This window comes from Sphingorhabdus sp. (genome assembly GCF_044374345.1).
Classification (GTDB): domain Bacteria; phylum Pseudomonadota; class Alphaproteobacteria; order Sphingomonadales; family Sphingomonadaceae; genus Sphingorhabdus_B.
The window spans coordinates 1-8,236 of sequence record NZ_JBILOS010000092.1 but is presented as its reverse complement, the minus strand read 5'-3'; the positions used below and the strand labels follow the sequence as shown (position 1 = coordinate 8,236).

11 protein-coding genes are annotated in these 8,236 nt (G+C 53.6%); 8 read left to right on the top strand and 3 right to left on the bottom strand.

Annotated elements, in window-relative coordinates; translation table 11 throughout:
- From rho to hemE, 3 genes are all read right to left on the bottom strand, one after another.
- A partial coding sequence (gene rho, locus ACIQ5B_RS09125) for a transcription termination factor Rho (protein WP_397598739.1) occupies positions 1 to 979 on the bottom strand: 979 nt, incomplete at its 3' end.
- Between the two features lie 214 nt (positions 980 to 1,193).
- Positions 1,194 to 1,637 carry a CopD family protein gene (locus ACIQ5B_RS09120; protein ID WP_397598738.1) on the bottom strand — a complete coding sequence of 148 codons (444 nt, stop codon included), beginning with the start codon at positions 1,635 to 1,637 and terminating at the stop codon, positions 1,194 to 1,196.
- An 18-nt stretch (positions 1,638 to 1,655) separates the two neighbouring features.
- A complete protein-coding gene (gene hemE, locus ACIQ5B_RS09115) occupies positions 1,656 to 2,687 on the bottom strand; it encodes a uroporphyrinogen decarboxylase (protein WP_397598737.1) in 1,032 nt (343 codons plus the stop codon).
- 302 nt (positions 2,688 to 2,989) lie between these two features.
- Between hemE and ACIQ5B_RS09110 the strand changes: the two genes are divergently transcribed.
- The 8 genes from ACIQ5B_RS09110 (at position 2,990) to ACIQ5B_RS09075 (ending at position 8,042) form a co-directional block, all read left to right on the top strand.
- Positions 2,990 to 3,823, top strand: a complete 834-nt coding sequence (locus ACIQ5B_RS09110; protein WP_397598736.1) for a pyruvate, water dikinase regulatory protein — start codon at positions 2,990 to 2,992, stop codon at positions 3,821 to 3,823.
- Positions 3,820 to 4,416, top strand: coding sequence for a Maf family protein (locus ACIQ5B_RS09105; protein WP_397598735.1), 597 nt, complete (start codon positions 3,820 to 3,822; stop codon positions 4,414 to 4,416). The genes ACIQ5B_RS09110 and ACIQ5B_RS09105 overlap by 4 nt, the downstream gene beginning before the upstream one ends.
- A complete protein-coding gene (locus ACIQ5B_RS09100) occupies positions 4,413 to 5,222 on the top strand; it encodes a shikimate dehydrogenase family protein (protein WP_397598734.1) in 810 nt (269 codons plus the stop codon). Before ACIQ5B_RS09105 ends, ACIQ5B_RS09100 begins: the two co-directional genes overlap by 4 nt.
- Positions 5,219 to 5,818, top strand: coding sequence for a dephospho-CoA kinase (gene coaE, locus ACIQ5B_RS09095; RefSeq protein ID WP_397598733.1), 600 nt, complete (start codon positions 5,219 to 5,221; stop codon positions 5,816 to 5,818). Before ACIQ5B_RS09100 ends, coaE begins: the two co-directional genes overlap by 4 nt.
- A gap of 31 nt (positions 5,819 to 5,849) precedes the next feature.
- Positions 5,850 to 6,557, top strand: coding sequence for a DNA polymerase III subunit epsilon (gene dnaQ / locus ACIQ5B_RS09090; RefSeq protein ID WP_397598732.1), 708 nt, complete (start codon positions 5,850 to 5,852; stop codon positions 6,555 to 6,557).
- A 15-nt stretch (positions 6,558 to 6,572) separates the two neighbouring features.
- Positions 6,573 to 7,148 (top strand): ribosome hibernation-promoting factor, HPF/YfiA family, encoded by a 576-nt coding sequence (gene hpf, locus ACIQ5B_RS09085; RefSeq protein WP_397598731.1) that lies wholly within the window; start codon positions 6,573 to 6,575, stop codon positions 7,146 to 7,148.
- 88 nt (positions 7,149 to 7,236) lie between these two features.
- Positions 7,237 to 7,704 carry a PTS sugar transporter subunit IIA gene (locus tag ACIQ5B_RS09080; protein ID WP_397598730.1) on the top strand — a complete coding sequence of 156 codons (468 nt, stop codon included), beginning with the start codon at positions 7,237 to 7,239 and terminating at the stop codon, positions 7,702 to 7,704.
- Positions 7,701 to 8,042 (top strand): DUF1491 family protein, encoded by a 342-nt coding sequence (locus tag ACIQ5B_RS09075; RefSeq protein ID WP_397598729.1) that lies wholly within the window; start codon positions 7,701 to 7,703, stop codon positions 8,040 to 8,042. Before ACIQ5B_RS09080 ends, ACIQ5B_RS09075 begins: the two co-directional genes overlap by 4 nt.
- Positions 8,043 to 8,236 lie beyond the last annotated feature (194 nt).

Genomic DNA, 8,236 nt, shown 5'->3' with positions numbered 1-8,236 from the left:
TGCGGCTGCCGGTATCGATCAGCGCGGTTGCGATGATGGACAAGGAACCACCTTCTTCGATGTTCCGGGCCGCGCCGAAGAAGCGCTTTGGACGTTGTAATGCGTTCGCATCGACACCGCCGGTCAACACCTTGCCCGATGATGGAACGACCGTGTTGTAGGCACGGCCAAGGCGCGTGATAGAATCGAGCAAGATGACCACATCATGCTTATGCTCAACCAGACGCTTTGCTTTTTCTATAACCATTTCAGCGACTTGCACGTGACGGGTCGCGGGTTCGTCGAAGGTGGAGGAAACAACCTCACCCTTCACCGAACGCTGCATATCGGTGACTTCTTCTGGACGTTCGTCGATCAACAATACGATCAAGAATACTTCAGGATGGTTTTCGGTAATGGCGCGGGCGATATTTTGCAGCAACACGGTTTTACCCGTACGCGGCGGCGCAACGATAAGCGCGCGTTGGCCCTTACCTTGCGGGCTGACAATATCGATAACGCGTGCGGACTTGTCCTTCACCGTTGGATCAAGCGAGTCCAAAGTTAGCTTCGAATCCGGATAAAGCGGCGTCAGGTTATCGAAGTTAACGCGATGACGGACGGCGTCCGGATCATCAAAGTTGATCTTCATCACCTTGGTCAGGGCAAAATAACGTTCGCCATCTTTTGGCGCACGAATTTCGCCTTCAACGGTGTCACCGGTGCGCAGACCAAATTGGCGGACCATGTTTGGCGAAACGTAAATATCGTCTGGACCCGCCAGATAGTTTGCTTCTGGCGAGCGCAAGAAACCAAAGCTGTCGGGCAGAACCTCAATCGTACCAAGACCCATGATCTGCTCACCATCTTCGGCCAGCTCTTTCAGGATAGCAAACATGAGATCCTGTTTGCGCAAGGTCGACGCGCCCTCGACACCAAGCTCTTCAGCCATCGATACGAGGTCAGCGGGGTTTTTGCTTTTCAGCTCTTTCAAATGCATAGGTAATTCCGTTGAATGGACCATTGGCCCCGATTGCAGGTGGACAATTGTCCGATTGAGAGCCGGTTTTTAAAAAGACAACCGACAAGATGTTGAAAGTTGGTGGCGCGGTTGTTGTTGCGTTCGCGCCTCACGCCCAGGACGGGCTTGAGCTGTCAAATAGGCTGCGATGCATGCGCCGTCAACTGTTCTGCACAATCGCGCGGCGTAATCGTCAGAATGGCTTGGCCACGACCAATATAACGATGATGGCAGCCGCAATGCCCGGCACTTCGTTCAACAGGCGCAATTGCTTGCCTGTGAGCTTGCGTTCACCGCGGGCGAGTTTCTTGGCATAGCCAACAATCCAGCCATGATATCCGGACAGCGCAAGCACGAACAGCAATTTGGCATGAAACCAGCCTTCTGCCATCGCACCGATATGCCAAGCCAAAAATAGTCCCACAACCCACATTATAATTATCGATGGATTGAGGATGATTTTGATGAGCTTGGACTCACGGTCTACCCATTTGGCAGCCTCTTCAGACCCTACCGCACTTTCCTGATGATAGACGAAAAAGCGCGGGAGCATAAACAGCCCCGCCATCCAGAAAATCACAAAAATGATATGGGCAGACTTTAACCAGATATACAGCACAGATAGCGTTTCCGTCATGAAAACGGCCTTTATGGGTTAACCCTTGCGGACCAGTTTAAGAAGCATTTCGACATTTTCAATCGGCGTATCCGGCAAAATACCATGGCCAAGATTGAAGATATGGGGGCGGTCGGCAAACGCCGATAGAATATTGTCGGCAGCCTCTTTCAGGACCTGACCTCCAGCAATCAGCGCGAGTGGATCAAGATTGCCCTGCACCGGCAAACCTTTTGGCAGCTCTCGGTTTGCCCAGTGCGGATCAACCGTTTCATCCAGTCCCAATGCATCAACGCCCGTGCCCTCGGCATAAGCGGCAAGCTTACCGCCCGCGCCTTTGGGGAAACCAATAATGACCGCATTCGGGTTGCGGGCTTTTAAGCGACGCACGATTTCGGCATTTGGCGCGATGACCCATTTTTGGAACTGTGCTGGCGACAAAGACCCTGCCCAGCTGTCAAACAACTGAACTGCATCAACGCCGGCATCAATTTGATTGGCCAGATAATCAACCGTTGCCGAAATGATCGCTTCGATAAGTCCACCAAAGCGCTCCGGCTCTGCGTGGGCCATTCTGCGGGCCTCTGCTTGGTCTTTGCTGCCCTGACCATGCACCATGTATGTAGCGACCGTCCACGGGCTTCCAGCGAAGCCCAGGAAGGTTGTTTCCGCTGGCAGTGCCGCCGATACTTTACGCACCGTGTCGATAACAGGATTGAGCCGTTCAGGCGCTGGCACAAATTCTTCAAGCCGTGATTCCGCCAAGCGCGGCGCAAGCCTTGGACCTTCGCCTGTTTCAAACCACAGATCCTGACCCATGGCGTGCGGAATGACCAGAATGTCAGAGAATAAAATGGCGCCATCAAAACCAAAACGCTTGATGGGCTGCAGCGTTATTTCCGTTGCGGCATCGCTGTCATAAGCAAGCGCCAGAAAACCGCCCTTTTCAGCACGAAGGGCCCGATATTCCGGAAGATAACGACCTGCCTGTCGCATGAGCCAAATAGGCGGTACTTCCTCTTGGTTGCCCTTAAGGACGTTAAGCAGTTTTTTCGAGGCTTGCGCTGACATAAGCGGCCGAGATCCAATCAAAATATATATTTATATTAAGGATGATGAAAGATGATGTGCTGTTGATATCGCAGGCCTTAAAAGCTTTTACGGATATTGCCAACATCTTGACGTCCACGGGCAAACGCAATCCAACGGAGTCGCAAACTCAATCCCCATTATTCACAGGCTGTGGATAGGCAATTGCCCCTGTGGACAGGCTGTGCCCGAATCGAAAGCTTATTCGGCGATAGTGGGGAAGATAGGGCGGGTGAAAACTTGTCCCTTGATTTATCCCCAGCCTACCAACAAGACTGTGAGTCATGAGCCAACGTTTTCATCTTCACCTGCTTTCGGACTCCACAGGCGAGACGCTTGAAAACATCGCGAAGGCCGCATTGGCGCAGTTTGATGGCACCGAAAATGTCGTAAAGCATTTTTGGCCGATGGTCCGCTCGGAAAGCCATCTCGACCGAATTTTACGCGACGTCGCGACGAACCCCGGCCTTGTCCTCTTCACATTGGTCAACCGCGACACGCGGCGCAAGTTGGAAACACGATGCCGCGCGATGGGACTACCAGCGGTTGCCGCGCTTGATGCGGTGAGTGACGCCATGTCGAATATGCTTGGGCAAGAGGCAAAGGCACGCCCGGGTCGGCAGCATGCGATGGACGCTGCCTATTTTGCCCGCGTGGACGCTATCCAGTTTACCATTGCCCATGATGACGGCATCAATTCGCAAAATTGGGAAGAGGCGGATATCGTCCTTGCTGGCGTCTCGCGGACATCCAAGACGCCAACCAGTATTTATCTTGCCAACCGCGGATATAAGACCGCCAACATCCCCATCGTTCCCGAAGCGCCGCCGCCACCAATATTGTTTCAGTTGAAGCACCCCATGGTGATTGGCCTTGTCACCAGCGCCGAACGACTGGTTCAGGTACGGCGCAACCGATTGCTTTCGTTGAACCAGTCGCCCGACACCGATTATGTCGATGAGGAAAAGGTAAAGGCTGAAGTCGCGCATGCGCGGCGTATGTTTGCCGATAATGGCTGGCCTGTGCTGGATGTGACGCGGCGTTCGATTGAGGAAAGTGCCGCTGCGATCATCAATCTCTTCAATGAACGCGAATTGGCCCAGGACGCAAAAACATGACCCTCATCCTCGCGTCACAAAGCGCCGGGCGGATCGCGATGTTGCGCGCTGCGGGTGTTGATGTTGAGCCTTGCCCTGCGCTGGTTGATGAAGACAGCATCAAAACGGCGCTTACGCAATCGGGCGCTAAACCGCGCGATATTGCCGATGCACTTGCTGAAGCCAAGGCGCTCAAAATATCACGCAAACAACCGACCTTTATGGTACTTGGCTGTGACCAAATATTGCTGAGTGCCGACGGAAAAATCTTTGATAAGCCCGAAAACAAAGACGAGGCGCGCGCACATCTCGCGGCATTGTCGGGCGCGTCGCACAGACTGATAAGTGCAGCGGTCATATGCGAACAAGGCAAGCCCGTGTGGCGGATTGTCGACAGCGCGCAGATGACGATGCGCACGCTCAGCGCCGCATTCATCGACCAATATGTCGATACATATTGGGATGACATACGGCATTGTGTGGGTTGCTATCGTATTGAAGCCGAGGGCGCGCAGTTATTTGCCAGCGTAAGTGGCAGCCAGTTCACGATAATTGGCATGCCCTTGCTTCCCATTCTTGACTATCTGCGGGTGAGAGGTCTTTTGCCGACATGACTATTTATGCCGAAGTTATCGGGCACCCGATTTCACACTCTAAATCCCCGCTGATCCACGGCCATTGGCTGCGGCTTTTGGGCATATCGGGGGAATATCGGGCGCAGGAGGTGCTGCCTGAAAATCTGGAGCAATATTTTGCGACCCGCGCCGCCGATGCCAATTGGCGCGGATGCAACATCACCATACCCCACAAGATTGCGGCGCTGGATTTTGTGCGCGACCCGGGCGATGTCCGCACGTCTATCGGTGCCATCAACACGGTATTTCGCAATGAATCGGGCGATCTGGTTGCAACCAACACCGACGCAGGTGGCTTTTATGGTCCAATCGCAGATGTGCCTATTGTGGGTGAAACCGCCATCGTGATTGGTGCTGGCGGGGCTGCACGAGCGGTGCTTTTTGCTTTGGCTCAGGCAGATGTTGGCGAAGTTGTTCTCGTGGCGCGCAATGCGTTGAAGGCTGCGGGTTTGCTGGCCCATTTTGGCCTGAAGGGCAAAGTGATTGGATTTGACGCACGGCTGCCCGATGCTGCCTTGCTCGTGAACGCAAGCCCGCTGGGTATGGTCGGGCAAGAGGCACTTGATATCGACTTGTCGCCTTTGCCCGAACATGCGCTGGTCTATGATCTGGTATATGCGCCGATTGAAACGCCATTGCTAAAGGCTGCACGCGCCCGTGATTTGGAAACAGTCGACGGGCTTGAAATGCTTGTGGGTCAGGCCGCCATAGCCTTTGAATTATTCTTCGGTGTTGCCCCACCAGAAGAGGGTGAAGATGAACTGCGCACGTTGCTGTTGAAATGAAAAAGCCAATCATCATAGGTCTCACAGGATCCATCGGCATGGGCAAATCGGCCGTGGCGGCGATGTTCGCTGATGAAGGCGTTCCTGTTTTTGACGCCGATGCTGCTGTCCACGATATGCAAAAAGCAGGCGGCGAACTTGTTGCAGAGATTGAGGCGGCTTTTCCCGGAACAACCAGCGTGGATGGTGTGGACCGCAAGGCGTTGGGCGCTGCGGTGTTCGGCAATCGCGACCAGCTTTCGAAACTTGAATCACTTATTCACCCTGCGGTGGCAGAACGCCGCAAAGCATTTCTCGCAGGCCACAAAGACGCCGATATGGTCGTGTTCGACATACCCTTGTTGTTTGAAAAGGGCGGACAAGCCGGCGTCGATGTCACGGTGGTGGTATCCGCGCCCGCGGCCGATCAACGCGCGCGTGTGCTGGCGCGGCCCGGCATGGTTCCCGAAAAATTCGAACAGATATTAAAACTACAAATGCCGGATACCGATAAGCGCGCCCGCGCCGATCATGTCATTGATACCGGCCAGGATATTGCAGCGACGCGCGAAGATGTGCGCGCACTTGTCAAAAAGCTGCGCGAGGGTCTTGCATAAGGCTGCAAAGAGGCTCACATCTTATCATAGAATGCGTGAAATTATATTCGATACCGAAACGACTGGATTTGACCCCGCAACGGGGGATCGCATGGTCGAAATCGGCTGCATTGAAATGATCGGCCGGGTCATGACCGGCAATCATTATCACGCATATTTCAATCCGCTTCGCCCAATGCCCGCCGCAGCCGAGCAAGTGCACGGGCTTTCCGATCGCTTTTTGTCGGACAAGCCCGTTTTTGCGGACAAAGCAAATGAATTGCTCGCGTTTCTGGGTGACAGCCCGTTGGTCGCGCATAATGCCAGTTTCGACTTCGGCTTTTTAAACCATGAATTGCAATATTGCGGCCGCACCCCCATTTCGATGGACCGCATGGTGGATACTGTCGCGCTAGCACGCGTTAAAAATCCCGGTGCCAAGCTGTCTCTCGATGCCTTGTGTACACGTTACGGCATCGACCGCAGTCACCGCGTCAAACATGGTGCATTGTTGGACGCGGAACTGCTTGCGCAATTATATATTGAGCTCACCGGTGGCCGTCAGATTGGTCTCGGCCTCGCCGATAATGACATGTCTGATACCGCTTTGGTTCAAACCGACGTGAGCAGCATTCAGACAACCAAAATTTTCCGGCCCGCGCGCGCGCATTCGGCTTCGACAGAAGAATTGGCGCGACATGCGGACTTTATAGCGAAGATTAAAGACGCGCTTTGGCTCCAGACGGGGTCATCGCTTTAACAAAGGAGACAGGCATTGGATATCAGGGTTTCAGGACATCAGGTCGACACCGGTGCAGCACTCCAGACCCATGTGGAAACACGGCTTGGATCCATTGCTGAAAAACATTTTTCCAAAGCCTTATCTGCGCATGCGACATTTGGACGCGCGCCGCATGATGGCTTTACCAGCGATATTGTGATGCACGTGATGCAGGGCCTTGTCCTAAAGGGACGGGGCGAGGCGCAGGACGCGCATGTCGCTTTTGACCGTGCTGCCGAACGCATTGAAAAGCAATTGCGCCGCTATATGCGCCGTCTGCAGGATCGCCATGTCCAGGCAGCTTATGCGGTGGCACAAGAAGAAGCAGCCTATACGGTATTTGACGGCAGTGACGACGAACTGGAGACACCAGCGCCCGACGCACCAGTAATTGTCGCCGAGATGCGGACCGATATCCCTGAATCTACCGTGTCAGATGCCGTTATGTTGATGGATTTGCGCAATACGCCTGCGTTGTTATTTAAAAACACTGGAACTGGACGGCATAATATGGTTTACCGCCGCGAAGACGGCACGATCGGTTGGGTTGAACCAAAATCCGCGCCATAAATATCGGTCACATTCGTTTAGTTTTCTTTACCAATTCAAATATTTAGGGATTGTGCTGCTAGGTTAAGCAGGCGCATTTGAAAGAAATATGATAAGACTTTCTACAAGGCTCGTTGAAGGGGCCGTTGCTGCTAATTTGGTATGTTCGGGCAAATCCGACCTGCTTGCGCGCCTATCGGTGATTGCAGCCGAAAATTATTTTCTCGATTCCCATGCGGTGCTTGAAGGCATGGTGGAGCGTGAGCGACTTGGCCCGACGGGTTTTGGTGGCGGTACCGCGATTCCCCATTGCAAGGTGTCGGGCATTGATATGCCTGTTGCCGTATTTGCCCGGCTTTCAAAGCCCGTGCCTTATGATGCCGTGGATGATGAGCCCGTAGACCTCGTTTGTGGGCTAATATCACCTGCGCAAGACGGAGCATCGCATTTGCGCGCGTTGGCCGAGGTCTCCCGCCTGTTTCGTGACGAGAAATTCCGTGCCCAGTTGCGCGGCGCAGCCGACTCGGCGGCCATGTTTGCCGTACTAACCCTTTCTGAAGAGCGCGACGCTGCTTGATTGAACCGCGGCTTGCAACGGATGTGCAGATATCTGCCATGAAGCGATTGGCAGAGGCGGACGGCGGTTTTGCGACCGTTTTAAAAAAGGGCGACGCCACATCAGGTGCCATTCTACTCATTGGGCAGATCCGCGGTGCAGAGCCACGCTTGTACGATCGATATCCGTCATTGGACGGCAAAACCGCCTGGCAAATCGTTGATTTGGCGGAAACAGGTGATGCTGCCATCCAAAATTATTGGCAAAAACGCTGCGCCCGCGACCCAGATTTGTGGGTTTTTGAACTGGATGTCGCATCCGCTGCACGGTTGGACGGACTCTTGGCTGCGTTTAATTGACTTTGCTGCGGCGCATCATAAATGCGCGGTCATCGAGTAGCGAAGGTTGTCGACCGGGAACGCATTAGGGGTGACCAGACAAACACGCGAGTCGGACGCAACAAAAGACGAATAAAAACATATATATAGCATTTCGTCCGCTGTTGTTGCCGCTTTATTGTACGTTTAATGTTGAAATTTTTTCGGGCTGCTTC

What these genes read in the sequence shown, in the direction of transcription:
- ACIQ5B_RS09110 (WP_397598736.1), top strand. Translation starts at nt 2,990, where the DNA reads ATGAGCCAACGTTTTCATCTTCACCTGCTTTCGGACTCCACAGGCGAG.
- ACIQ5B_RS09100 (WP_397598734.1), top strand. Translation starts at nt 4,413, where the DNA reads ATGACTATTTATGCCGAAGTTATCGGGCACCCGATTTCACACTCTAAA.
- dnaQ (WP_397598732.1), top strand. Translation starts at nt 5,850, where the DNA reads ATGCGTGAAATTATATTCGATACCGAAACGACTGGATTTGACCCCGCA.
- ACIQ5B_RS09080 (WP_397598730.1), top strand. Translation starts at nt 7,237, where the DNA reads ATGATAAGACTTTCTACAAGGCTCGTTGAAGGGGCCGTTGCTGCTAAT.
- coaE (WP_397598733.1), top strand. Translation starts at nt 5,219, where the DNA reads ATGAAAAAGCCAATCATCATAGGTCTCACAGGATCCATCGGCATGGGC.
- ACIQ5B_RS09120 (WP_397598738.1), bottom strand. Translation starts at nt 1,637, where the DNA reads ATGACGGAAACGCTATCTGTGCTGTATATCTGGTTAAAGTCTGCCCAT.
- ACIQ5B_RS09105 (WP_397598735.1), top strand. Translation starts at nt 3,820, where the DNA reads ATGACCCTCATCCTCGCGTCACAAAGCGCCGGGCGGATCGCGATGTTG.
- hemE (WP_397598737.1), bottom strand. Translation starts at nt 2,687, where the DNA reads ATGTCAGCGCAAGCCTCGAAAAAACTGCTTAACGTCCTTAAGGGCAAC.